The sequence below is a fragment of the Paractinoplanes polyasparticus genome, assembly GCF_019710575.1.
Classification (GTDB): Bacteria; Actinomycetota; Actinomycetes; order Mycobacteriales; family Micromonosporaceae; genus Actinoplanes; species Actinoplanes polyasparticus.
The window spans coordinates 473,958-495,796 of sequence record NZ_JAHWFK010000013.1 but is presented as its reverse complement, the minus strand read 5'-3'; the positions used below and the strand labels follow the sequence as shown (position 1 = coordinate 495,796).

At 70.1% G+C, this 21,839-nt stretch carries 23 protein-coding genes; 12 read left to right on the top strand and 11 right to left on the bottom strand.

Annotation, left to right across the window (positions count from 1 at the left end):
* Window positions 1-141 precede the first annotated feature (141 nt).
* From KXC43_RS17230 to KXC43_RS17215, 4 genes are all read left to right on the top strand, one after another.
* On the top strand, window positions 142-1,110 hold the full coding sequence (locus KXC43_RS17230) for a HAMP domain-containing protein (RefSeq protein WP_221377041.1): 969 nt from the start codon (window positions 142-144) through the stop codon (window positions 1,108-1,110).
* An 89-nt stretch (window positions 1,111-1,199) separates the two neighbouring features.
* Window positions 1,200-2,150 (top strand): LacI family DNA-binding transcriptional regulator, encoded by a 951-nt coding sequence (locus KXC43_RS17225; RefSeq protein ID WP_221377040.1) that lies wholly within the window; start codon window positions 1,200-1,202, stop codon window positions 2,148-2,150.
* A gap of 192 nt (window positions 2,151-2,342) precedes the next feature.
* Complete coding sequence (locus KXC43_RS17220) at window positions 2,343-2,672, top strand: YciI family protein (RefSeq protein ID WP_221377039.1); 330 nt, start codon at window positions 2,343-2,345, stop codon at window positions 2,670-2,672.
* Between the two features lies 1 nt (window position 2,673).
* Window positions 2,674-3,828, top strand: a complete 1,155-nt coding sequence (locus tag KXC43_RS17215) for an RNA polymerase sigma factor (RefSeq protein WP_221377038.1) — start codon at window positions 2,674-2,676, stop codon at window positions 3,826-3,828.
* A gap of 35 nt (window positions 3,829-3,863) precedes the next feature.
* Here the strand turns inward: KXC43_RS17215 and KXC43_RS52725 are convergent, their stop codons facing one another.
* The 4 genes from KXC43_RS52725 to KXC43_RS17195 all read right to left on the bottom strand — a co-directional run bounded on the left by KXC43_RS52725 (window position 3,864) and on the right by KXC43_RS17195 (window position 8,646).
* Window positions 3,864-5,084, bottom strand: coding sequence for an EAL and HDOD domain-containing protein (locus tag KXC43_RS52725; protein ID WP_308129113.1), 1,221 nt, complete (start codon window positions 5,082-5,084; stop codon window positions 3,864-3,866).
* A 7-nt stretch (window positions 5,085-5,091) separates the two neighbouring features.
* The gene (locus KXC43_RS17205) at window positions 5,092-6,306 is read right to left on the bottom strand and encodes a CehA/McbA family metallohydrolase (protein WP_221377037.1); all 1,215 of its coding nucleotides are present in this window, start codon (window positions 6,304-6,306) and stop codon (window positions 5,092-5,094) included.
* 84 nt (window positions 6,307-6,390) lie between these two features.
* Window positions 6,391-7,602 (bottom strand): CehA/McbA family metallohydrolase, encoded by a 1,212-nt coding sequence (locus tag KXC43_RS17200; RefSeq protein ID WP_221377036.1) that lies wholly within the window; start codon window positions 7,600-7,602, stop codon window positions 6,391-6,393.
* Window positions 7,603-7,641: 39 nt separating this feature from the next.
* Window positions 7,642-8,646 carry a hypothetical protein gene (locus KXC43_RS17195; RefSeq protein ID WP_221377035.1) on the bottom strand — a complete coding sequence of 335 codons (1,005 nt, stop codon included), beginning with the start codon at window positions 8,644-8,646 and terminating at the stop codon, window positions 7,642-7,644.
* Window positions 8,647-8,758: 112 nt separating this feature from the next.
* Here KXC43_RS17195 and KXC43_RS17190 point away from each other — a divergent pair, with 112 nt between their 5' ends.
* Window positions 8,759-10,747, top strand: coding sequence for a glycosyl hydrolase family 28-related protein (locus KXC43_RS17190; RefSeq protein WP_221377034.1), 1,989 nt, complete (start codon window positions 8,759-8,761; stop codon window positions 10,745-10,747).
* Between the two features lie 87 nt (window positions 10,748-10,834).
* Window positions 10,835-11,722, top strand: coding sequence for an NAD-dependent epimerase/dehydratase family protein (locus KXC43_RS17185; RefSeq protein ID WP_255644147.1), 888 nt, complete (start codon window positions 10,835-10,837; stop codon window positions 11,720-11,722).
* Between the two features lie 197 nt (window positions 11,723-11,919).
* Here the strand turns inward: KXC43_RS17185 and KXC43_RS17180 are convergent, their stop codons facing one another.
* A complete protein-coding gene (locus KXC43_RS17180) occupies window positions 11,920-12,570 on the bottom strand; it encodes a sensor histidine kinase (RefSeq protein WP_255644146.1) in 651 nt (216 codons plus the stop codon).
* A gap of 30 nt (window positions 12,571-12,600) precedes the next feature.
* On the opposite strand from KXC43_RS17180, the gene KXC43_RS17175 reads away from it, so the two are divergent.
* Window positions 12,601-13,239 carry a response regulator gene (locus tag KXC43_RS17175; protein ID WP_221377032.1) on the top strand — a complete coding sequence of 213 codons (639 nt, stop codon included), beginning with the start codon at window positions 12,601-12,603 and terminating at the stop codon, window positions 13,237-13,239.
* A 63-nt stretch (window positions 13,240-13,302) separates the two neighbouring features.
* Here the strand turns inward: KXC43_RS17175 and KXC43_RS17170 are convergent, their stop codons facing one another.
* Window positions 13,303-14,547, bottom strand: a complete 1,245-nt coding sequence (locus KXC43_RS17170) for an Nramp family divalent metal transporter (protein WP_221377031.1) — start codon at window positions 14,545-14,547, stop codon at window positions 13,303-13,305.
* A 148-nt stretch (window positions 14,548-14,695) separates the two neighbouring features.
* Here KXC43_RS17170 and KXC43_RS17165 point away from each other — a divergent pair, with 148 nt between their 5' ends.
* The 3 genes from KXC43_RS17165 (at window position 14,696) to KXC43_RS17155 (ending at window position 17,016) form a co-directional block, all read left to right on the top strand.
* Complete coding sequence (locus KXC43_RS17165) at window positions 14,696-15,610, top strand: manganese catalase (protein WP_221377030.1); 915 nt, start codon at window positions 14,696-14,698, stop codon at window positions 15,608-15,610.
* A 159-nt stretch (window positions 15,611-15,769) separates the two neighbouring features.
* Entirely contained in the window at window positions 15,770-16,300 is a 531-nt protein-coding gene (locus KXC43_RS17160; RefSeq protein ID WP_221377029.1) for a SigE family RNA polymerase sigma factor, read from the top strand.
* Entirely contained in the window at window positions 16,297-17,016 is a 720-nt protein-coding gene (locus tag KXC43_RS17155; RefSeq protein WP_221377028.1) for a hypothetical protein, read from the top strand. Before KXC43_RS17160 ends, KXC43_RS17155 begins: the two co-directional genes overlap by 4 nt.
* Window positions 17,017-17,068: 52 nt before the next feature.
* Here the strand turns inward: KXC43_RS17155 and KXC43_RS17150 are convergent, their stop codons facing one another.
* Genes KXC43_RS17150 through KXC43_RS17135 form a run of 4 tightly spaced genes read right to left on the bottom strand, consistent with a single transcriptional unit; the run spans window position 17,069 to window position 19,343 of the window.
* Entirely contained in the window at window positions 17,069-17,770 is a 702-nt protein-coding gene (locus KXC43_RS17150) for a WXG100 family type VII secretion target (protein WP_221377027.1), read from the bottom strand.
* Complete coding sequence (locus KXC43_RS17145; RefSeq protein ID WP_221377026.1) at window positions 17,767-18,090, bottom strand: type VII secretion target; 324 nt, start codon at window positions 18,088-18,090, stop codon at window positions 17,767-17,769. Before KXC43_RS17145 ends, KXC43_RS17150 begins: the two co-directional genes overlap by 4 nt.
* 7 nt (window positions 18,091-18,097) lie before the next feature.
* Window positions 18,098-18,772: a beta/alpha barrel domain-containing protein gene (locus tag KXC43_RS17140; protein WP_221377025.1), complete on the bottom strand. Its 675-nt coding sequence runs from the start codon at window positions 18,770-18,772 to the stop codon at window positions 18,098-18,100.
* Window positions 18,773-18,791: 19 nt separating this feature from the next.
* The gene (locus KXC43_RS17135; RefSeq protein WP_221377024.1) at window positions 18,792-19,343 is read right to left on the bottom strand and encodes a hypothetical protein; all 552 of its coding nucleotides are present in this window, start codon (window positions 19,341-19,343) and stop codon (window positions 18,792-18,794) included.
* A gap of 100 nt (window positions 19,344-19,443) precedes the next feature.
* Here KXC43_RS17135 and KXC43_RS17130 point away from each other — a divergent pair, with 100 nt between their 5' ends.
* Window positions 19,444-20,283, top strand: a complete 840-nt coding sequence (locus KXC43_RS17130) for a hypothetical protein (protein ID WP_221377023.1) — start codon at window positions 19,444-19,446, stop codon at window positions 20,281-20,283.
* Here the strand turns inward: KXC43_RS17130 and KXC43_RS17125 are convergent.
* Window positions 20,275-20,997, bottom strand: coding sequence for a hypothetical protein (locus KXC43_RS17125; RefSeq protein WP_221377022.1), 723 nt, complete (start codon window positions 20,995-20,997; stop codon window positions 20,275-20,277). The two genes, KXC43_RS17130 and KXC43_RS17125, sit on opposite strands and share 9 nt — an antisense overlap.
* Before the next feature lie 44 nt (window positions 20,998-21,041).
* Between KXC43_RS17125 and KXC43_RS17120 the strand changes: the two genes are divergently transcribed.
* The gene (locus KXC43_RS17120; RefSeq protein WP_255644145.1) at window positions 21,042-21,839 is read left to right on the top strand and encodes a DUF6928 family protein; all 798 of its coding nucleotides are present in this window, start codon (window positions 21,042-21,044) and stop codon (window positions 21,837-21,839) included.

The window sequence follows — 21,839 nt, the reverse complement described above, 5'->3', positions numbered from 1 at the left end:
TTGAGGTCATGAAACCCGGGTCGAGCGTGGCGGAGACCGGCACACCGGTTCCGTCGCAGCGCCTCTCGACGCGGGCAGGTAATAGCTTAACCGAGTGCCCGACTTCTTTCCCGCCACGTCGTGAGGATCAAAGCCCCAATCATGAGGCTCCGCACTCAGCTCACGCTCACCGTGACCGCGCTCGTCGCCCTCGTGGTCGCCCTCGCGGGGCTGGTCATCGTCGTGCGCATCGACCACCGGGACCGGGCCGACCTCGACCGGACGCTCGCCCAGCGCGCCGATCGGGTGAAGGCCGCGGCGACGAAGAACGGCTCGCTGCCGACGGACGGGACGTTCGCCATCCGGCTGATCGCCAACGGCGAGATGCTCAAGCAGGTGGGCTCGTCGGCCGGCTTCCCGCTGCCGGTGAGCGACGGCTATTCGACCGTCAACTCGGGCGACGAACAGTGGCGCTCGCTGGCCCAGACCCTCGTGACCGGCGCCCAGCTGCAAATTCTGGTCAGCCTGAACGGCCTCGAGGAGCAGCACGACGATAACGTGCTGATCGTGGATCTGCTGGTGCTGCTCGCCGCCCTGCTCAGCGCGGCCGGAGTCTGGTTCGCCACCGGCCTCGTCCTGCGTCCCTTCCAGCGTCTGCTGTCGGCCGCCCGCGACCTCGATCCGGCCGACCCCGATCAGCACCTGCCCGAGGTGAAGAGCCCGCGCGAGGTGGCCGAGCTCACCGCCACGCTCAACGATCTGCTGGCCCGCGCGCGGTCGTACGAGGCCCCGGAACCCGACGGTGTCCGGTTGCCTCCGGCCGCCCCGACGGTCGAGCCGCCGCCCGCGCCCGCGGCCGTCGCCGCCCCGACGGTCGAGATCAAGGCCGTCGAACCGCCCGCGCCCGCTCCCGCTCCTGCTCCTCCTCCGGCTCCGGCGCCGGTCGAGCCGCCGCCCGCGCCCGTCTCCACCGCGGTCGACGAGTTGCGCCCCAGCCTGGCCGACCTGGGCACCCAGCTCGACCAGCTGATGGACAACCCCGAGATGCCGGCCACCCAGCGTCACCTGCTGCTGGCCCAGATGGCCGACGAGCACCGCCGCATGGTCGCCCTGCTCGACGGTGACGCGTGACCAGTCACGCGATGGGCTGACCACACATCAAGGCTCTTCCATAGGCCCTCAGAAACCCCTCATCCTGTACGCGGGAGGTGGGGCTTCTCGTGAAGCATCCGCACCGGATCCGGGAGATCGCCGCCCAGGCCGGTCTCAGCCAGGCCACCGTCGACCGCGTGCTGCACCACCGTGGCGGCGTGCGCGAGAGCACGATCCGCGACGTCCACCAGGCCATAGCGGCCCTGGACCGCCGCCATGACCAGCCATCCCTGCCGGCCGGCACGTTCACCGTCGACCTGATCGTCGCCGACGGCACCCGCGCCGGCGCTGCTTTGCGATCCGAACTGCCGGCCCTGCGCCCCGCCGTGATCCGCCCCCGCCTGCGCCCCGCTGCCGACCCGCTGACCGAGCTGGCCAAGGTCGCCCGCTCACGGTCCCACGGCCTGATCCTCGAGGCCGCCGAGTCACCCGAGCTCATCGAGGCCATCGGCCGCCTGGAGATCCCGGTGGTCACCCTCAACACCGACCTGCCTGCCAGCAAGCGGGTGGCCCATGTGGGCCTGGCCGAGCCCGAGGCCGGAGCCACCGCCGCCTACCTGATCGAGCAGTGGCTGGCCGACCGGGCCGGTGACGTGCTGATCGTCCTTGCGACGACCGCGGCCGAACGCGTTGCCGGGTTTCGGGCTGAGCTGCGCACCCGCTCTCCGAACCGCCGCCTCCAGATGACCGATTCCGCCCACGTGCGAGCCACGTTGGCCGCCAACCCGTCGATAAGGGCGGTCTATACCCCGGAGCGCGGCCACACCGCCGCCGTGATCGCCGCCTTCGCCGCCGAGCGCCGCAAGTACGACGCCTTCGTGGCCCACGACCTCGACGACGAGAACACCGGATTGCTGCGAACCGGCCACTTGTCCGCGGTGCTGCACCACGACTTGCGCTCTGACCTGCGCGCGGCCTGCCTGGCCATCCTGCAGTCGCTCGGCTCGGTGCCCGGTCCGGTTCGCTCGACCCTGTCCAGCGTCCAAGTCGTCACCCCGCCCAACTTGCCGCCGGCGTGAGACGGACGCCCTCGGCGCGAATCCCTCTCCCGGCGCATCCTCGGCCGGTGAAACCGAACCCCGTGTAGCTGCATCACGGTCGAGCCGGCGAAGAAAGACGGGCAGCGGGGAAAAGTTTCGGGTGGCTGTCCGAATGGGGTGGGCGGCGTTCGTCATGTGGGTGAAGATGCGGAACGAGATGGGGAGACAGCGATGAAGTACATGATGTTCGTCTGCACCGACACCGAGCCCGAGACCGATGAGTCGCGGGTGCCCGACATCGACGTCTGGGTGGCCGAGAACGACGCGGCGGGGCGGCGGCTCGACGGGAACGTGCTGGCGCCGCCGACGGCCGCCACCACCGTGCGGGTGCGCGGCGGTGAGGTGTTGCTGACCGACGGGCCGTTCACCGAGACGAAAGAGGTGATCGTGGGCTACGACATCCTCGAGTGCGCCGACCTCGACGAGGCCATCGCCGTCGCGGCCGCGCACCCGATGGCCCACGGCGGTCGGGTCGAGCTTCGGCCGTACGCCGACCTCTGACATGGACGCCGTCGCCGTTGCGCACCAGGAGCACTGGGGGCGTCTCGTCGCCACCCTGATCCGGGTGACCGGCGACTGGACGCTCGCCGAGGACTGCGCGCAGGACGCCCTGGCCACCGCGCTGGAACGGTGGCCGCGGGACGGGGTTCCGGAGAATCCGGGCGGCTGGCTGATGACGGTCGCCCGGAACCGGGCTCTCGACGTGCTGCGGCGGGCCGCCGTGGAGGATCGCAAGCTGCGGGAGATGGCGATGATCGAAACTCCGGCCCCGAGGGACGACCGGCTCCGGCTGATCTTCACGTGCTGCCATCCCGCGCTCGCTCTGGAGGCGCGGGTGGCGCTCACCCTGCGTACGGTGGCCGGGGTTTCGACCAGTGACATCGCCCGGGCCTTCCTGGTCACCGAGGCGACGATGACGCGGCGGCTGACCCGGGCCAAGTCGAAGATCGCGGCGGCGCGGATCCCGTACCGGGTGCCCGAGGGCGACGCGCTCGACGAGCGCCTGCCGGGGGTGCTGGCGGTGCTGTATCTGCTGTTCAACCGCGGGTACGACGGCGAACCGCGGCTCGCCGACGAGGCGATCCGGCTGGCCCGGCTGCTGGGCACGCTGATGCCCACCGAGTCCGAGGTGACGTCGCTGCTGGCGCTGTTCCTGCTGCAGCACTCGCGCCGGCACGCCCGGCGCGACACGGCCGGCGACCTGGTGCCCCTGGACCGTCAGGACCGCGACTGCTGGGACCGGGCCGCGATCGCCGAGGCTGTGCAGATCCTGCAGCGCACCCCGGTCGAAGGCCCGTACGCCCTGCAGGCCCGCATCGCCGCCTGTCACGCCACCGCCGTCACACCGGGTGACACCGACTGGCGTTCGATAGCGCTCTGGTACGACGAGCTGGCTCGCGTGCAGCCGACCCCGGTGATCGCCCTCAACCGGGCCGTGGCCCACGGCTACGCCTTCGGCGCCGGACGGGGTCTCGAACTGCTCGAGCACACCAGGGACATCAGAGACGCCTACCCGATGGTCATCGCGGTCGAGGCCGACCTGACCGCCCGCGCCGGCGACCTTGAGCGCGCGAAAGACCTGTTCCGCGAGGCCGCCGCCACGACCGGAGACGGACCGGAACGCCGGGCCCTGCTGGCCCGGGCAGCCGAACTCTGAATCTCGCCGACCGCGGCCCCGAAGCGGGAAACGCGTCAGGCCGCTGCCAGCCGGTTGGAGGCGTCGAGCGCGCGCGTCGACCAGCGCACGGCGTCCATGTACTGCGGGGCCAGGTCGTACGAGCCGAGCTCGCCCTTCTCGTACCCGTCGACCGCCAGCAGCACCTGCCCGAGCCGCCCGGTGCCGTCGGTCAGCGCCGCCGTCACCGCGGGCGCCAGGGGGAACTGCTCGGCCATCTCGGCCGACGGGATGCCCAGCACCCGCGCCACGCCGCTGATCACGCCGGACATGAAGGCCGCGTCGGGCGCCGCGCCGAACCACTGGGCCACGTTCTCGCAGAGCCGGGCCCGGGTCAGCACGCCGAGCATGTGCTCCTCGGCGGGGCCGCCGACCTCGTCGAGCACCATCAGCATCGCCCACTGGCGGATGTGTTTGAGCCCCACCATCACCACGGCCTGGCGCACCGACGAGACCCGGTTGGCGTGGCCGGCCGCGACGGAGTTGCTCGCCCGCAGCACGCGCAGTGAGAGGGCCGGGTCGCTGGCGATGATGGCCACGATGCGGGGCATGTCGGTCTCGGGGGCGCTGAGCGCGGTGACCAGTTCGAGGCGGCGCAGACGGGAGGGGGAGAGGCTGGCAACCGTCAGCACCTGGGGGCGGCTCAGGGCGTACCCCTGGCGCAGTTCCATGCCGTAGTGGTCGGCCAGCGCGAGCTGTTCATCGGTCTCGAGCCGCTCGGCCACGAGCTGGATGTTCGGGAACTGCCGGACGGCCGCGACCACCTCGTCGAGTTTGCTCACGTCGCCGTCGAGAAGATCCAATTTGACGTACGAGGCCAGGCCGAACAGCTGCTCGTGCCCGGAGCCCCAGACGAAGTCGTCGAGCGCGATCCGGTAGCCGGCCTCGGCCAGGCGGGTGATCCCGGCGATCACCTCGTCGTCCATCTCGACCGTCTCCAGCACCTCCAGCACCACCTGGGCCGGGCCGAAGGGCAGGGGCAGCTCGCCGGCGAGGAACTCGCGGGTCAGGTTGATGAAGCAGAGGCGGTCGCCGGCGACCTCGCCGATGCCGAACTCGGTGAACGCGTTGATCATCACTGTGCTCGTGGCGTATGTGTCCTGCCGGCCCGCTGCCACGGCGTCCATGCTGCCGCGGAAGAGCAGTTCGTAGGCGACCACGTCACCGTGCACATCGAAGATGGGTTGGCGCCCGACGTGCACGAGCTTGGTGCCGTCGCCTGCCTCCGATGGTTTCACGCGCTGCCTATCGGCCGGACGGGTGCCGAGTTGATGACTTGGCCGAGGTTGATCCGCCGGTCAGCCACCACGGGCTCGCGTAGGCCAGGCCGAAGTCGTTGCAGGCGTGGCCCGCGGGACCGGGCGTGGGGTTGTCCAGGGCCGGGTTCGATACACGCAGCACGACCCAGTCGCCGTCCGAGACGTCGAGCGGCACCGTGATCGTGACGACCTCGCCCGCGGTGAAGTGCACCAGGCCGGCCACCTCGGGAACGGTCGTCCCCGGCCGCAGCACCTGGAGGCAGAGCGTCCGCCCGGCCAGCGCGGAGCCGGCGTCCAGGTCGACCCGGAACGTCACGTCACCCTTGGCGATCGGCAGGCGGCCACCCATCCGTACGCCGTCGGCCGTCGCATCCAGCCGGAGCGCGTCGACGCGACTGGCGAAGAAGCGCCGCGCCCGCATGGCCGACAGCACCCCGGCCCGCGTGTTCCCGGTGAGCCAGAGACCCGTACGCCCTTTGTCGTCGTCGTGGCCCCAGTCCCCGCCGTGCTCGTCGGAGACCCCGGTCAGCCCCGTCCGCCACCCCGCGTTGAGGCAGGCCGACAACGGTGAGTGGTGCGTCGGCCAGCCGCCGAAGAGGTAGTCGTCGCCGTTGTTGAACATCTCGAGCGCGACCATCTGGCCGGCGATCCGGGCGTCGTACGTGAAATCGCCGAACTGCTCGCGCTGCCGTCCCGGATGGTTGAAGCTGCCGATGCCCGACGTTCCGGCGAGCCACTTGTAGAGCGCGGCCGTGTCACCGGCCGTCTTGAGGTCGGCGAACTCGTCGGTGAACCAGATGTTGATGTGGCCGAGGTGGGAGTGCGACCACTCGAAGCCGCGCAGGGTCGTGTACGAGCCGGGCCGGTACGCGCCGTCGGCCAGCTTGCCCAGCTGCCGCCACTTCCGGCCGGTCAGACCGGTCAGCGCCTGGTCGGTGGCGTGGTCGGTCAGCGCGGCCACGTCGAAGCCGGCCGAGCGCATCGACGCGAATGCCAGCTCGGGCTCGCCCATGCCGTCCGAGAGCAGCGTGTGGTTGTGCAGGTCGGCGTAGGCCAGGGTGGTGCCCCGGCTGATTCTCGACGTGCGCCGGTCGCCGGCGGCCCGGCCGCGACCGGGCGTCGCGGCCAGCACGGCCAGTCCGCCGGCGCCGGCCAGCAGGGATCGTCGTCGGACACGGTTGTGGTGATGGGGCGCGCTCACCCGAGGAGCATGTCAAGGCCCCGGGCGATGGTCAGGTGAATCGCGCAAGGGCGGCCGAGGATTGGTCCGTACGAGGTCGGCCGATCAGGCGGTGAGCCACCACGGGCTCGAGTAGGCCACGCCCCACTCGTTGCCGGGGTGCCCGGCCGGGCCGGGGGAGGCGTTGGCCTGGGTGGGGTCGGCGACCCGGATGACCACCCAGGCGCCGTCGGCCAGGTCGAGCGGCACGGTGAACTCGGTCGTCGTGCCGGCGACGGCGTCGACCACCTCGGCCACCTGCGGGGCCCGCGAGCCCGGCCGCAGCACCTGCAGCTTCAGCGGCTTGCCGTCCCATTCCGGGCCGCGGTCGAGGTCGACCACGAAGCGGATGTCGCCCTTGACGGTGGGCAGGCTGCCTCCCATCCGTACGCCATCGGCCGTGGCGTCGAGGCGGAGCCCGCTGACCCGGGTGGCGAAGAAGCGGCGGGCCCGCATCGCCTCGAGCACCCCGTTGCGGGTGTTCTCGGCGACCCACAGACCCGTGCGTCCCTTGCCCTCGGGGAAGCCCCAGTCGGTGCCGTGCTCGTCGGTAACGCCGGTGAGCCCGGTGCGCCAGCCGGCGTTGAGGCACGCGTTCAGCGGGGAGCTCTGCCCGCTCGACCAGCCGTCGAACAGGTAGTCGTCGCCGCGGTTGAACATCTCGAGCCCGACCATCTGGTCGCGCAGGCCGGCGTCGTACGCGAAATCGTTGAACCGCAGCAGCTCGCGGCCGGGGTGGTTGAAGCCGCCGATGCCGCCCGACCCCTCGATCCAGTCGTAGAGCCGGCCCATGCTCGACGAGCCGCCCAGATCGGTGAAGCTGCCGGTGTACCAGACGTTGACGTGCCCGAGCAGCGGGTGCGACCACTCGAAGCCGCGCAGCGCTGTGTAGGCGCCGGGCACGTTGGCGGCATCGGCGAGCTGCCCGGCCCGTCGCCACTCCGAAGACGAGAGGCCCTCGATCGCGAACAGCGTGGTGTGGTCGGTCAGCGCGGCCACGTCGAGGCCGGCCGAGCGCATCGAGGCGAACGCGTTGGCCGGGTCGCCGTCACCGTCCGACATCAGGGTGTGGTTGTGCAGGTCGGCGTGCACCAGCGTGGTGCCCTGGGTGAGGCGAGAGGTGCGAGAGGCGCCCGTGGCCCGCTGGGGCGAGTTGTCGACGGCGACGCCGGTGGTGGCGGCGTGCGCGGTGCCGGGCGTGGCCGCCAGAACCAGGAGGCCGCCCGACGCGGCGAGCAGGGATCGACGGCTGAGGTGGTCGTGCTCGTGGCTCGTCATGAGGCCGAGCATCGCAAGAAAACGACAGCTGTGGATGGCTCAGCGATGAACGGTGGTCTGCCAGAGGCTGTCGGCCGTGGCCATCAGCAGGGTGTCGCCGCGGGCGGCGACGGCGACCGGCTCGGCCGGAGTCTTCCGTCGCGAGCCGGCGATCAGCAGGCTTTCTGCGGCGACGACGCTCTGTCCATGGGCAACGGCCAGATCTCGTACGCCCTGAGGGCCGCCTTCGGACGAGCCGGCCGCAGACCACTGGCCGTCGTGGCGGCGCCAGACCCGGAATTCGTCGCCGCTCATGCCCGCGGCCAGCACGTCGTCGCCGTCGCGGGTCGCGCGCTGGACCTCCAGGCCGTCCGGTATTCGCGCGTCGGGTGACCAACCCTCGGGCCCGGCTATCCAGGCGGCCGCCTTCTGGCCGGCGCCCGCCTGGCCGTTCGCTGCGCCGCCGACGATCAGCCAGCGGCCGTCGGTCAGCGGCACGGCGTCGCGGGCGAACGTTCCGGCGGCGCCCGACTCGCTGAGCGTGAACGCCTTGCCGTCCGGCGAGAACCACGCGGCCGCTCCGCTCGTGCGGTTGCCCGCGATGGCGAACCCTGCCGGCCCGGCGGCGATCCGCCCGACGTCGACGGCCTCGTCTCCGCCGAACGTCTCGAAGGGCGCGGCATTCTCGACCATGCGCTCGCCTTCCACGTGCCACGTGCTGACCCGCGGATTGCCGTGCGCGCCGCCCGGCGTGGCGCCGACCATCGCCACCCTCCCGTCCGTGCAGGCCACGCTCTTGATCACTTGGTGTGGGCCGTAGTAGCTCGTCGGCCGCGGCGCGAACGTGACCGCGGCGCCGTCGATCCACGCGGCCGGGCGGGTCGTGCCGTCGGCGGCCCGGATGCCGCCGACCGCCCACCACCGGCCGTCGCAGTCGGCCACATCGCTGAGCAGCACCGCGCCGTCCGCCGGGATGGTGATCCGGGTCCAGGTGGGGTCTTGCGGCTGATTGCTGCAAGCGGCGGTCAGCAGCACGACCAGCGTGAAAGAAACCGATCGCTTCACGTAAAAACCGAGCAATCTGCCGGAAACTTCGGACTGAACCTTGTGGACTGCGTCACAGCAATCTTATGGTCACAGCCACGCTCCCTCTCCCACCTCAGAGAAGAGTTCGTCGATGTCCCTGGCACTCCGACGGCCCGTCGCCGTGGCCGTCATAGCGTTGAGCGCCGTCGCGGTCGTCCCCGCCGGCGCTGCCCAAGCCTCGCCTGCCCCCGCCGTCCCTGCGGTGACCCGCGCCGCCCTCGATCCCGCGCTCGTCGCCGGCCGGGGCGCTTCGGTCGCCTTCCTGGAACAGGAAGCCGAACGCGCCCGCACCAACGGCACGGTCATCGGACCCGGCCGCACCGCGTACACCCTGCCCGCCGAGGCGTCGGGCCGGTCCGCCGTACGCCTCACGCCCGGCCAGTACGTCGAGTTCACGCTGCCCAAGGCGGCCAACGCGGTCACCGTGCGCTACAGCATCCCCGACTCGGCGACCGGCGGGGGCCTGACCGCCCCGCTGAGCGTCAAGGCCGGCAACGCCAGCCGCACCATGACGCTGACCTCGCAGTACTCGTGGCTCTACAACCAGTATCCGTTCACCAACGACCCGAACGCCGACCTGCTGCACCCGGACTGGTGGATCACCGAGTGCGCCTGCGTGCCCGCCGCCACCACGCCGACGCCGGCGATCACCAAGCCGTTTTGGCCCAGCCACTTCTACGACGAGCAGCGCCTCCTGCTCGGCCGCACGGTCCCGGCGGGCGGGAAGGTGCGCCTCACCGCGTCGTCGGCGGTGCCGTGGACCGTGATCGACCTGCTCGACTCCGAGCTGGTCGGGCTTCCCCACGTCAATCTGCTGGCGGCCAACGTGCTGGCCTTCGGCGCCGACCCGACCGGCCGGCGTGACTCGGCCCCCGCCTTCGACAAGGCCATCGCCTTCGCGCAGAAGACGAAGCTCAAGGTGTACGTGCCGCCGGGCACGTTCCAGGTCAACCGGCACATCGTGGTCGACAACGTGACGATCGAGGGCGCCGGCAACTGGTACACGATCATCAAGGGCGTCTCCGTGCCGCTGGCATCGCCGGCGCCGGACGGCTCGACCCACACGGGAGTCGGCTTCTATGGCAGGTACGCCTCTGAGGGCGGCAGCCGCAACGTGCACCTCTCGGGCTTCGCCATCGAGGGCGACGTCCGCGAGCGCATCGACAAGGACCAGGTCAACGGCGTCGGCGGCGCGATGAGCGACTCGACGATCAAGGGACTTCACCTGCGCCACACCAAGGTCGGGCTCTGGTTCGACGGGCCGATGTCGAACGTCCGGGTCGAGAACAACATCATCGTCGACCAGATCGCCGACGCCCTGAACTTCCACACCGGCGTCACCGGCTCGGTGGCGCGCAACAACTTCGTCCGCAACAGCGGCGACGACGGCCTGGCCATGTGGGCCGAGAAGACCACGAACGCCGGCAACACGTTCGACCGCAACACTGTGCAGACGCCGGTGCTGGCCAACGGCATCGCGATCTACGGCGGCCGGGACAACACGGTCTCGAACAACCTGATCGCCGACCCGATCCGTGAGGGCAGCGCGATCCACGCCGGTTCCCGGTTCGGCGCCGAGCCCTTCACGGGCACTCTGAAGATCACCAACAACACCACGGTGCGTGCGGGCACGTACGAGCTGAACTGGAACATCGGTCTGGGCGCGATCTGGATCTTCGCGCTCGACCGCAGCATCGACGCCGACATCCAGGTCACCGGCGACCACTACCTCGACAACACGTACAACGCGATCATGATGGTCTCCGACTGGCCGGTGAAGGACCTCTACTCGATCCCGAACGTCCACTTCAAGGACGTCCGGATCGACGGCACGGGCACCAGCGTGCTCAGCGCCCGCGTGGCCGGCGGCGCCACCTTCGAGAACGTCGACGCCCGCAACGTCGGCGCGGTGCCGGTCAACAACTGCGGCTCGTTCGGGTTCACCCCGGCCGGCTCGGAGTTCACCGTGACCGACCGCGGCGGCAACGACGGCTGGCTCGCGCCGTGGCTGCTCCCCAACACCATCACCTGTGACGACCGCCCGCCGGTCGTCGCGCCCCCGGCGCCGGCGCCCTTCTGATCGAAGGCCGTCCCGCTCGAGCGATTCGGGCGGGACGGCCTGCTCTTGGTAGCCTTTTCGATCGGAGTCGTCGGTCGGAGGGTTACGTTGAGTCACACGCTGCTGGTCACCGGTGGTGCCGGGTTCGTCGGTTCCGCCCTGATCAAGACCTTGCTCACGGACTATCCGGCCGCGGCCATCGTGTCGCTCGACAACTACTTCACCGGCGTCCCCGAGAACCACGTCAACGACCCCCGGGTCACCTACCTCGACGGCTCGACGGCCGACCTGGCCAAGATCTGGGCCGGCCGCGGTCTGCCCAGCCCCGAGATCGTCTTTCACCTGGGCGAATACTCGAGAATCGTCACGTCGTTCGAGGACCACGACCTGACCTGGGACTACAACCTGCTCGGGACCAAAGAGGTGGTCAAGTTCGCCTCGGCCGCCGGCGCCAAACTGATCTACGCGGGCTCCAGCTCGAAGTTCGGCAACGACGGCCAGGACGAGAACCTGAACCCGTACGCGTGGACCAAGGCCAAGAACATCGAGTACATCCGGAACTACGCGAACTGGTACGGCCTCGACTACGCGATCACGTACTTCTACAACGTCTACGGCCCCGGCCAGATCACCAGCGGCAAGTACGCCACCGTGATCGGCATCTTCGAGGACAAGTACCTGCACGGCGAGCCCCTGCCGGTGGTCTCTCCCGGCACCCAGACCCGCGACTTCACCCACATCGACGACATCGTCCGCGGGATCGTCCTGGTCGCCCAGAAGGGCAGTGGCGACGGCTACCTGCTCGGCGCCGGCCACGAGTGGCCGATCCTCGAGGTCGCCCAGATGTTCGGCGTGCCCTACGAGCTGACCCCGGCCCTGCGCGGCGAGCGCACCCGCGGCCAGGCCGACATCACCAAGGCCGCCGAGCTGGGCTGGCGCCCGGAGCGGCGGCTGGACGAATACGTGGCAGCCTTCGTGGCGGCGAACCCGCTCTGAGCCGCCGCACCAGGGGCAGCGCCCACACGGCGACGAGCGCGATCGTCAGCACGGCGGTCAGGACGTCGGCCCGGCCGTGCCAGAAGAGGCCGGCGAGCCACGGCGTGACGACAACCGTACGAAGTGAAAGCTCGATTCCCATGCCGCCCGATTGCCCGGGAGCCTGACCCGTCCGGGCCGGGGCTGGCCCCCGGAGGTCAACGGCGATAGCGGGGCAGCTTGACCTCCATGACCAGCCCGGTCGGCGCCAGCGGCACGGCCCGCACGGTGCCGCCGCGGGCCTGGGCGAGCTGGCGTACCAGCCACAGGCCCAGACCCCGGTCGTCCGGCGGAGGGCTCTGCCGGACCATCGCCGTCATCAGCTCCGGAGTGGGACCACCCTGATCGGCCACGGTCAGCCGCAGCCGGCGACCGCGCAGCCCCGCGGTCAGCCGGATCCGTCCGGGCGAGTAGCGGACCGCGTTGCCGACCAGATTGATCAAGATCTGCCGGGTGTGCTGAGGGTGCACGAGCCAGCGCATCGCGGACGGGGTGGCCCCCACGCTGAGCCGGTCGCCCGGCGCGGCGGCGGCCACGACCGGCAGCACCACGTCGAGCGGCGCCGGATCGGCCGGCAGGGTGTTGAGCCCCTGCGCGACCGCGGCCGCCTGCCGCAGCACCGACTCGGCGTGCGAGACGTGCTCCACGGCCAGTTGGGCAAGCGCCGCCCGGCGCTCCGCACTGGGCTGATTCTCGATCGCCCGCAGCAGCGAGGTCAGCGTGGCCACCGGCGGCCGCAGCTCGTGGCAGACGTTGCGCAGAGCCAGCAGAGCGGGGTCCGGCTCAGCTCGGCGCGACCTCAGGCGCATGAGTCGGCTCCGTACGGGAATGCGCGCGCCATGCGTGCAGGTATCCGGATCGCCATCGTGGACGACCATCCCCTCTTCGTACGTGGGCTCGAATTGCTGCTGCCCGAGGTGAGCAGCGGCCGGGCCGCCGTGGTGGCCAGCACCGGCGACGCCGCGGCGGCCGCCGGAATGGTCCGCCGGGCCGTGCCCGACCTGGTCATGGTCGACCTGCACATGCCCCCGCCGGGCGGGGTGCGGGCGATCGCCGCCATCCGCCAGGAGTCGCCGCGGGTCCGGGTGCTCGCCATGTCGGGTGACGACGACCCGGGCCCGGCGGTGCAGGCGCTGCGGGCCGGCGCGGAAGGGTTCCTGCCCAAGAGCAGCGAGCCCGCCGACCTGCTCCAGCCCCTGCTGGCCGCGCTGGACGGGTGGGTCGTGCTGCCGTCCGACCTGCTCGCCGCCGTGATGGCCCAGGCGCCGGGTCCACGGCGGATCGCGGTGCCCCTGTCGGGCGAGGAACGCGACCTGTTGCAGTACATCGCGGCCGGCGCGTCGACGACCGAGATGGCGGGCAAGCTCCACGTCTCGGAGCGGACGGTGAAGCGGCAGACGGCCACGCTGCTGCGCAAGCTGCGCGTCTCGAGCCGGGCCGAGGCGGCCGCGCTCGCCGGCAGTGCGGGACTGCTCTGACTCACCATGGCCGGGCGCGTTCCCGGTGCGGACCGGCTCAAACGGCTCTCTTCGCGGTGCGTGTCACGCGGCGAATGTACGGATGACGAGGAACACGTTGAGCGCGATGATCAAAGCGGCCGCCAGCATGGCGATCGCCGTCGTTACCGGGTGGTTTGTCTGGTCGCCCATGATGTCGCGGCGCCGGGTCAGCCAGATCAGCGGGATCAACGCGAACGGCACCCCGAACGACAGCACCACCTGCGACCAGACCAGGGCGGCGGTGGGGTCGACCCCGACCAGCAGGATCACCATGGCCGGGGCCATCGTGACCAGGCGGCGCAGGGTCAGCGGGATGGTGCGGCCGATGAAGCCCTGCATCACGACCTGACCGGCGTACGTGCCGACGCTCGACGACGCGAACCCGGAGGCGAGCAACGCGATCGCGAAAGCCAGCGCGGCGTACCGGTCGAGGGTGAGGCCCAGTCCGGCGTGGATGCCTTCCAGGGTGTCGGTGCCCGGGATGCCGCTGCCGAAGAACAGCCGGGCCGCGATCGTCAGCATCACCAGGTTCACCAGCCCGGCCAGGCCCAGGGCGAGCAGCGTGTCGATCCGCTGGCAGCGCAGCACCGTACGCCGCTCGGCCGGATCGGCGGCGGCCGCCGACCGCGACTTCGTCAGCGCCGAGTGCAGGTAGATGACGTGCGGCATGACGGTCGCGCCGAGGATGCCGGTGGCCAGCAGCAGGCTGTCGGTGCCCGAGAACGTGGGCACCAGCCCGCCCGCGATCCCGGCCACGTCGGTGCCGGCCCGCAACGCGTCGTAGACGAAGCCGAGCAGAATTACCCCGAGCAGCCCGCCGATCACGGCCTCGAACCGCCGTACGCCCCGCTTCTGCAGTCCGAGCAGCGCGAACGCCACCACGCAGGTGATCAGCCCGCCCACCGGCAGCGGAATGCCGAAGATCAGGTACAGCGCGAGCGCGCCACCGATGATCTCGGCCAGGTCGGTCGCCATGGCGACCAGTTCGGCCTGCACCCACAGCACCCGCGAGACGGGGCGCGACAGGTTCTCGCGGCAGAGCTCGGGCAGATCGCGGCCGGTGACCACGCCCAGCTTGGCCGACAGCGACTGGATCAGCATGGCCATCAGGTTCGCCGCGACGATGACCCACACCAGCTGATAGCCGAAGGTGGCGCCGCCGGTGAAGTTGGTGGCGAAGTTCCCGGGATCGGCGTACGCGATGGCGGCCACGAAGGCCGGCCCGAACCAGGGCGCGACCCGCGCCACCTGTCGCTTGATCGGCAGCGCGACGTCGAGAACCACCATGGTCGCCTCAGTCCCCGTTCCGGTGACCCGTGAGTGCCAGACCAGGACCCGTACGGGCCAAGGCACGACCGGGCCACGAACTGACCCGTCTGGGACATCCGTACGGGTAGCTGGTTGAGCGTCCCGCCTTCGTCTCCTTGGAGGAACGATGTTCAAGCACGTCGACTACCTGCAGTTCCAGGCCAAGCCGGAGAAGCCGGACGCCTTTTTCGCCGCCAAGCTCCAGGAGCTGGTCGGTGGCCAGTTCGGCGAGATGACCGTGATGATGCAGTACCTGTGGCAGGGCTGGTCGTGCCGCGTGCCCGGCAAGTACAAGGACATGATCATGGACATCGCGACCGAGGAGATCGGTCACGTCGAGATGCTCACGACCATGCTGGCCCGCCTGCTCGAGGGCGGCCCGGCCGAAGCCACCGAGAAGGCGGCGGCAGCCAACCCGGTGCTCGCGGCCGTGCTCGGCGGCCAGAACCCGCAGCACTCCATTGTGACCGGTGGCGGCGCCATGCCGACCAACAGCCAGGGTGTGCCGTGGAACGCCGGCTACATCGTGGCCAGCGGCAACATGCTCGCCGACTTCCGCTCCAACGTGTCGGCCGAGGCCCAGAGCCGCCTGCAGACCAGCCGCTGCTACAACATGACCGACGACCGCGGCGTCAAGGACATGCTGCAGTTCAACCTGGCCCGCGACACCTACCACCAGCAGCAGTGGCTGCTGGGCATCGAGCAGCTCATCGAGGACGGCTTCACCGACAGCCCGATCGAGAACTCGAACGGCGACGTCGAGAAGGACTTCGCCCGCCGTACGTTCTACAGCTTCGACCCGGCCAGCACGGCCGGCGAGGGCCGCTGGGCCCAGGGTGAGACCCTGCTCGGCGACAAGATCGACTACGTTCCCGACGCCCAGCCACTCACCGACGACAAGCCGCTGGGCCCCGCGCCCGACCCCAAGCTGTTCGTCACCTACGACGGCTCCCAGGGCAAGGGCAAGCCCGGCACCGGCGCCGGCGCCCACGCCCAGGGCGTCGCCAACGTGGTCAACAAGATCAAGGGCGCGCTCGACTAGACAAACAACACTTCTTGCCTCACGGCCGGGCGGCGTTGCCGCCCGGCCGTGGCTGTCTTTCCTGGGAACGGCGACTCGGCTCACTCGAAGCGGGTGTTGCCGGGCTCACCGATGATGGGCGGCATGCAACCCCACCGTGGAGCCGATCGTCATCGGGGTGTGAGACGAGACAGAGACGAGCAGTTCCACGATTTCGTGGTGAGCCGGCGACCTCGCCTTCTCCATACGGCGACCCTGCTCACCGCGGGCGACACCCACTTGGCCGAGGATCTGGTCCAGGCGACGCTGACGAAGCTGTACGTCGCTTGGCCGGCTTTCCAGCGGGCGGACAACCCCGACGGGTATGTGCGCCGCGTGCTGGTCAACGCGTTGATCGACGAGAAGCGGCGGGTCTGGCGGCACCGGGAGCGAAGTATGGCCGAGCTCCCCGACGTCGCCGGTGACACGCCGGGCGGTGCCGGAGCCGCGGGCGAGGCCGTCAGACAGGCCCTGCGTGAGCTCCCACCCCGGATGCGGGCGGCCGTCGTCTTCCGCTACTTCTACGACCTCGACGTGGCAGCGACGGCGGACGCGCTCAGCTGCTCGGAGGGCAACGTCAAGAGCCAGACAGCGCGCGGTCTGGATCGTCTCCGAGCCGCCCTGCACGGCAGCGCCCGACCCACCTTTCTCAGCCAGGGAGCCACCCCATGAACGACCTGCGTGACCACTTCCAGGAGATCGCCGGTCCGATCTCCGCCCCCTCGAACGACCAGATCGAGGCCGACCTCACCCGCGGCCGTCGCGCCCTGCGCCGCCGCCGGGTCGTCCAGGCCTGCACCGGTTCCGCCTTCGGAGTGGCCGCCCTGGCCGCTGCCATCGCCGTCGCCACGAGCACCAGCGCCCCCACGGCTCCGGAGGACCGCGTGGTCGCCGGCGCCGCAGCCGTTCAGCTCGTCGCCTACAAGGGCGAACAGCCCAAGGGCTTCACCGTCGACAAGGTGCCGGACGGCTGGTTCGTCCAGGCCAGCGAGCTCGGCTACGTGACGATCGCCCCCGACAAGGCCAAGAACCCCGGCCCCGGCGTGAACCCGTCGACCGACCCGGTCTACGACAAGGACTCGTTCGCCGACAAAATCGTCGTCATGCTCGAGTCCAAGGACCAGAGCGGCCCGTCCCGCGAGGGCAAAACGGTTAAGGTCGGCGACCACAGGGGCGTGCTGCTCAAGAGCCTGCGCGGCGAAACCCCCGACGGCCCCGCCCCGACCGCCCCCGGCGGCGACACCGGCTGGGAGCTCTGGATCAAGCAGCCCTCCGGCATCTACCTGATCGTCCAGGTCTGGCAGGGCCTCGGCCTCAGCGAAGCCCAGATCGTCGAACTCGGCGCCGGCGTCCACGTCCACAAGGACGCCGTTCAGGGCGTCGGCTGACCTTCCTGCCCCGCCGAACGGCCCGCGACCCCCAGGTCGCGGGCCGTTCCGGTCAGCCGCCGAGCAGCACGCGCAGGTTGGTCAGGCTGGTGACCAGCGCGCTCGTATAGCCCATGATCCGGCCTGCCCACTTGACCACGGCCGAAGCGATCTGCGCGGCCACGACCGGAATTGTCACGACCAACAGCGCCTCGGCGGCCCAGACAATGGCCCGAGCGACCAGATCAGCGATCAGATCCCGCACGATGTCGCGGGTGAACTGCACCAGATTTCCCGCTGCCTGAGTAGCTGCCGCCATCGTGGAGGCGAGCACGCTCAGCCCGCCCACACCGTCGACGTTGTTCGCCATCAACTGCTGGTAGGAATCGGCGGTCGTGCCCTGCCATCCCGGCAGGTCAGTCGCCAGATCGGCCTGCAGGTCGGAGGCCAGCGCCTGCAGTTCGACGGCCATGTTGGACCACGTCCCGGCGTTGGCCCTGACCTGGTCGGGAATTCCGGCCAGCCGGTCCAGAACCTCGCGCAGCGGCTCGAAGTACTCCATGGCCCAGCTCAGACCACTGGACAGAAGCGCGCTGAACGGATCGAGCACGATCGCCGCCGCCTCGAGCGCGAAGGCGCCACCGGCCAGGGCGCCATCGACCCAGCTTCCGCTCTGCACCGCGTTGTTCAAGCCTTGGAAGCTTTCCGCCAGGCCCACACCCGCGGTTCCGGTACGAGTCGAAACTACGCTCGCGACCAGAGAGCTGTCCGTCATGGCGAGTCCTCCATGCGCCCGGCGCGGCGGATGCGCCGGGCCGCGGTGTCGTCGGTCTCCGCGTATTCCTGAGTTGTCCGTATCAGCGCCTCGGCGGCCCGGACCAGATTCCGCTCGACGTCGGCGAACAGCTGGTTCTGCCGCTGGTGCCGGCGCTCCAGGACCTCGGCCATCCAGCCACACAGGACGCCGTAGGCGGCCTCGTTGCTGCTGATGCTCGCGCTCGCCGATCTGATGGCAGCGACCCGTTGACGCAAGGCCTGCAGCTTCGCCGCGTGCGCGCGTAGCTCCTCGACGTCGACCGCGAACCCTTCGACCATCTGCCGGTCACCCCCTCAGCGCCTGAAGCGTGGCTAGCGTCTCGGGATAGGAGCGGAAATGCACCCCGCTTCGGCCGGCGCGTTCGGCGAGGGTGAAGACCAGGCCTCGTACGCGTGGAAGGGCGCCCACGATTTCGCGCACGTTCCTGGGCGTGAAGTCGAATCCAACCAAGAGCGGATGACGGCCGGCGAGCTCGTCGAGGTCGGCGATCTGAAACTCCTCCTCGTATTCGGGTGCGCGGTCGCGCAGAAAAGTCCAGGAGTCGCGGTACTCGGGCAGCACGTCGGCCTGAAAGAAGGAGGCCTCCAGGCCCGGCTCGTCGAGGTAATCGCTGAGAACCCAGGACGGGTCATCGTCGTGGGCAATCTCGATACCGCCGTAGACGATGCCGACACCGGCGTCGTTCAGCCGTGCCCGTACGTCGGCCGGCGCTACCATGCGCCGCGCCGACTGCACCATTCGGGAATGCGTGGCGTGAGCGATCCGCAGGATCCGATCGGGATCGCCCGCCAGATCGAGGACCGGCACCAATGTCGCCCGGGCCAGAGCGCCGTCCATCGCGGTGGCCTGCTCGAGTGAGATCGTTCGGCCGTCGTCGAAGCGCGGATCCGGTGTGAGGTCGATCCCGAGCAGGTCGGCCCCCAGCTTCTCGAGCGTGACGGCCTCCTCGACCGAGCGCACCCGATCCACCTTGATCAGCTTATTCGTCATAGCGCACCACGTTTCCGCCCAGCTCGTCGGCGCCTCGGAAGTCCCTCGGGACGACCCAGGTCTTTCCCTGCGTACTCGTGGAAATCTTCCAGTACGGCGAACCTTCCGGCGTGTGCCGCCCGCCGCCGGGGTGGACCTGGATGTTGGTGATCTCGGGATGCCCTTGGATGCGCACCTGCTGGGCCCGCTGAGAAGTGCCGCTTCGGGTGCTCTGCTCGACATGGGCCCGGTAGCCCGCCGCGGTGAATTGATCGGCGATGTCCTGCGCCGACCTTCCGGCGACCGACCGCGGATCGCCGACGATGGTGTCAACGAAACCGTGGGCGCTGTCCGCGTCAGCCCGGGTCGCGCTGAGGGTGACGTCGGCGCTGTCACCGCCGGGGCCGTTGCTGGTGCCTCGTTCACCTGCCAGCCCCGCCTGAAGCCGAGCCGCAGCTGCTTCTTCCTGGGCGGCCGCGTTGTCGCCGCCCGGTCGTGGCCGGTGCGGTGACGGCGACCCGTCGTCACCTCCGCCGCCCCCGCGCGGCCTGGACGGCGCCATGAGATCCCCCGGCAAAGCGATGATCACTGTCGATGTCTCATCGTATTGCCCCGTCGCCACCGTTCCCGGTCACGCGATGTTCAAGCTACATTCCGGCCCTATGACGACTGGGGCCGAGCAGCGGGCCGGCGAGATGGTGGCGGCGGTCCGTGACGATCCCGCGCGGCGGTTGGGGCTGGCTGCTGCCTTCTATGAAAGGCCGGACATCCGGTCGTACCGGAGGGCCGAGGTTGCCTTCATGAAATGGCAGATCCGATGTGGAGTGCTTCGGGCGGACGGCGGCAGCCCGTGGTGGCGGGCCGTGAACGAATCGTTGCTGCGGGACGCGGCCGAGGCGGATCTGCTTTTCCGGGGGGCTGCCGGCGCGGGCAGCAACCGCAGCGTCGGTTTCTGGTTGGCCTTTCTGCGGGCGCCGGGGCCCGAGCGCTGGTATCGCGCGCACAATTCGAGCATCGTCGGCGGCTATCTGCGGCATCGAGATCTGGTCGCGGGTGAGGGGTCGCTCGAGCGGTTCTTCATGGATGTGGCTCTGCTCCGAGTGCTTTATGCCCACTGCCTTCTCGTACGGCCGAAGCTCGCGCTCGGAAGGCTGGCGGTGTTCGGCCGTCTGCTCGGCGACCCCCGCCGTCGCGGCGCCGACCTGTTTCTCTCGCTCAAGGATGTGCTGCCCGACGCGTACCCGTTGGGAAAGGTCGGCATCGACAAGGTCCTGGCGGCCGAGAACTACCTGTCGCGCATCGTGGATTACGGCGTCATCGTGCCGCGGATTCCGCAGCTGTACGCGCACGCCGCCGAGGATCTGGGCGAGCCGGAACTGGCCGGGTTGTGCCGCGACGAGTCCCCGGTCTACGCGTGGCCCTACGAGGAACGGCACGTCTGGCGTACGGACAAGTCGCCGTTCGCCATCGCCTTGGCCCGCGCGATGACCCGCTCAGATTGAGTCGTGTGCGACGCGCAACGCGGCCGTGCGCGCCTGGTCGGCGACAGCCCGCCACCGGCCGATCTCTCTGATCGCCGCCTCCAATTGCTGTTGTGATTCGCGCAGCTGCCGATCTCCGGTTCCGCGTACGTCGTCGACCGGTGGCGGAGATTCGCCGACGGCCCGGGCGGCGCGCTCGATCGTCCGGCGCAGCCCCGGCCCTCGCGTGCGCACCTCCTGGATCAGCTCATCGCGCTGACGACGGGCGAATTCGGCCTCGTGCCAGGCGAGGCGGTCGTCCTTGGCCCGTCCCGCGTCGGGTTTGCGGATGCTCCCGATACGCCTTCGCATCTCTTCGCAGGCGCGCAGAGCCTTGTCGCAGATCCGCACCGTTTCCACCAGCACCCGGAACTCGGGGTCGTCCCGGACCAGCAACGGCTCGAGCATTCCGTCGACGCGCTCGGCATAGCCGGCGTACCTGGCTTCGGCTTCCGCCAGCGCTTTCTGCGCGGTTCTGTGCTCGTCGCGGGCCCGCCGATATTGCTGGGTCCGCCCGTCGTCGGCGCTGAACAGACCACCCAGCAGCCGGTCGCGCCAGTCGGTGCCACCGGCCGATTGGGTCAGCCCCTGCTCGGCCGCCTCGAATCGCCGCCGAGCGGTCACCAGCTCTTTCTGAGCGGCCCGCAACAGTACGACGTGGGGCGCCAGAAGAGTGCGATCCCGATCGCTCAGCACCTCCTCACGGTATGTCGTATCGTGCCCACGAACCAGGAGGTGTCATGGGCGCCAAGACTGCGCTGCTGGCTTTCACCGACGGCGATCTGAGGCCGGCGTTGCGGGGCGCGACCCGATCCGATCCCAGCGAGGCTGAGGCTCTGGTCCGGCGGGTCCTTCCCGGCTGTGACGTCGCGCTGGTCGGCGACAGCAGTCTCTTTCAGACGTACCCGCCCGAAGACATCGCCCATGTGACTGTGCTGCCCGGCGCTGAGTTCGTGTGCGACCAGCGGCTGGTCCTGGATCGTCCGTCGGAGCTGCCGGAACATCTGCTCCGGGCCGGCGCCGGTCGGCGGATCGTCATGCACGGCATGCATTCGGTGGTGGATTGGCTCTGCTTCGCGGTCTGGGAGGACGGGAAGCTGGTTCGTTCGCTGAGCCTCTCCCCGGGCAGCGGCATCATCGAGAACATCGGCGAGCCGTACGAGTTCGAGCGCCCGTTCTGGAACGGCCGGCATCCGGTCGAACCGGTTCCCGGTTGGGAGGATCGAGAGCCGTACCCGCTGCCTTTCCATCCGTTGGAACTGGGTGAGGTGGCTCTGAGCGCCTTGTTCGGCTTCGTCATCGAAGGAGACCCCGGTCCGGACGATATCGAGGCGGAAGACGTTCCCGTGCACGTCTTCCGCGTCGGCGACCCGTCAGGTCAGGAACTGGCAGCACGCGAGGCGGCTCACGAGCGGGCAAAGCGCGATCTGGGCCCGTTCACGATGTACGAGATGGGTCCGGACGGCACGATGCGGGAGGTCAGCTGGGAAGAATTCGAGAAGGCCCATCCCCCGAACGCACCCGAGTCTCATTCGTGA

What these genes read in the sequence shown, in the direction of transcription:
- KXC43_RS17230 (WP_221377041.1), top strand. Translation starts at nt 142, where the DNA reads ATGAGGCTCCGCACTCAGCTCACGCTCACCGTGACCGCGCTCGTCGCC.
- KXC43_RS17135 (WP_221377024.1), bottom strand. Translation starts at nt 19,343, where the DNA reads ATGGCGCCGTCCAGGCCGCGCGGGGGCGGCGGAGGTGACGACGGGTCG.
- KXC43_RS17130 (WP_221377023.1), top strand. Translation starts at nt 19,444, where the DNA reads ATGACGACTGGGGCCGAGCAGCGGGCCGGCGAGATGGTGGCGGCGGTC.
- KXC43_RS17170 (WP_221377031.1), bottom strand. Translation starts at nt 14,547, where the DNA reads ATGGTGGTTCTCGACGTCGCGCTGCCGATCAAGCGACAGGTGGCGCGG.
- KXC43_RS17215 (WP_221377038.1), top strand. Translation starts at nt 2,674, where the DNA reads ATGGACGCCGTCGCCGTTGCGCACCAGGAGCACTGGGGGCGTCTCGTC.
- KXC43_RS17175 (WP_221377032.1), top strand. Translation starts at nt 12,601, where the DNA reads ATGCGTGCAGGTATCCGGATCGCCATCGTGGACGACCATCCCCTCTTC.
- KXC43_RS17120 (WP_255644145.1), top strand. Translation starts at nt 21,042, where the DNA reads ATGGGCGCCAAGACTGCGCTGCTGGCTTTCACCGACGGCGATCTGAGG.
- KXC43_RS17190 (WP_221377034.1), top strand. Translation starts at nt 8,759, where the DNA reads ATGTCCCTGGCACTCCGACGGCCCGTCGCCGTGGCCGTCATAGCGTTG.
- KXC43_RS17155 (WP_221377028.1), top strand. Translation starts at nt 16,297, where the DNA reads ATGAACGACCTGCGTGACCACTTCCAGGAGATCGCCGGTCCGATCTCC.
- KXC43_RS17200 (WP_221377036.1), bottom strand. Translation starts at nt 7,602, where the DNA reads ATGACGAGCCACGAGCACGACCACCTCAGCCGTCGATCCCTGCTCGCC.
- KXC43_RS17180 (WP_255644146.1), bottom strand. Translation starts at nt 12,570, where the DNA reads ATGCGCCTGAGGTCGCGCCGAGCTGAGCCGGACCCCGCTCTGCTGGCT.
- KXC43_RS17145 (WP_221377026.1), bottom strand. Translation starts at nt 18,090, where the DNA reads ATGGTCGAAGGGTTCGCGGTCGACGTCGAGGAGCTACGCGCGCACGCG.
- KXC43_RS17165 (WP_221377030.1), top strand. Translation starts at nt 14,696, where the DNA reads ATGTTCAAGCACGTCGACTACCTGCAGTTCCAGGCCAAGCCGGAGAAG.
- KXC43_RS17150 (WP_221377027.1), bottom strand. Translation starts at nt 17,770, where the DNA reads ATGACGGACAGCTCTCTGGTCGCGAGCGTAGTTTCGACTCGTACCGGA.
- KXC43_RS17220 (WP_221377039.1), top strand. Translation starts at nt 2,343, where the DNA reads ATGAAGTACATGATGTTCGTCTGCACCGACACCGAGCCCGAGACCGAT.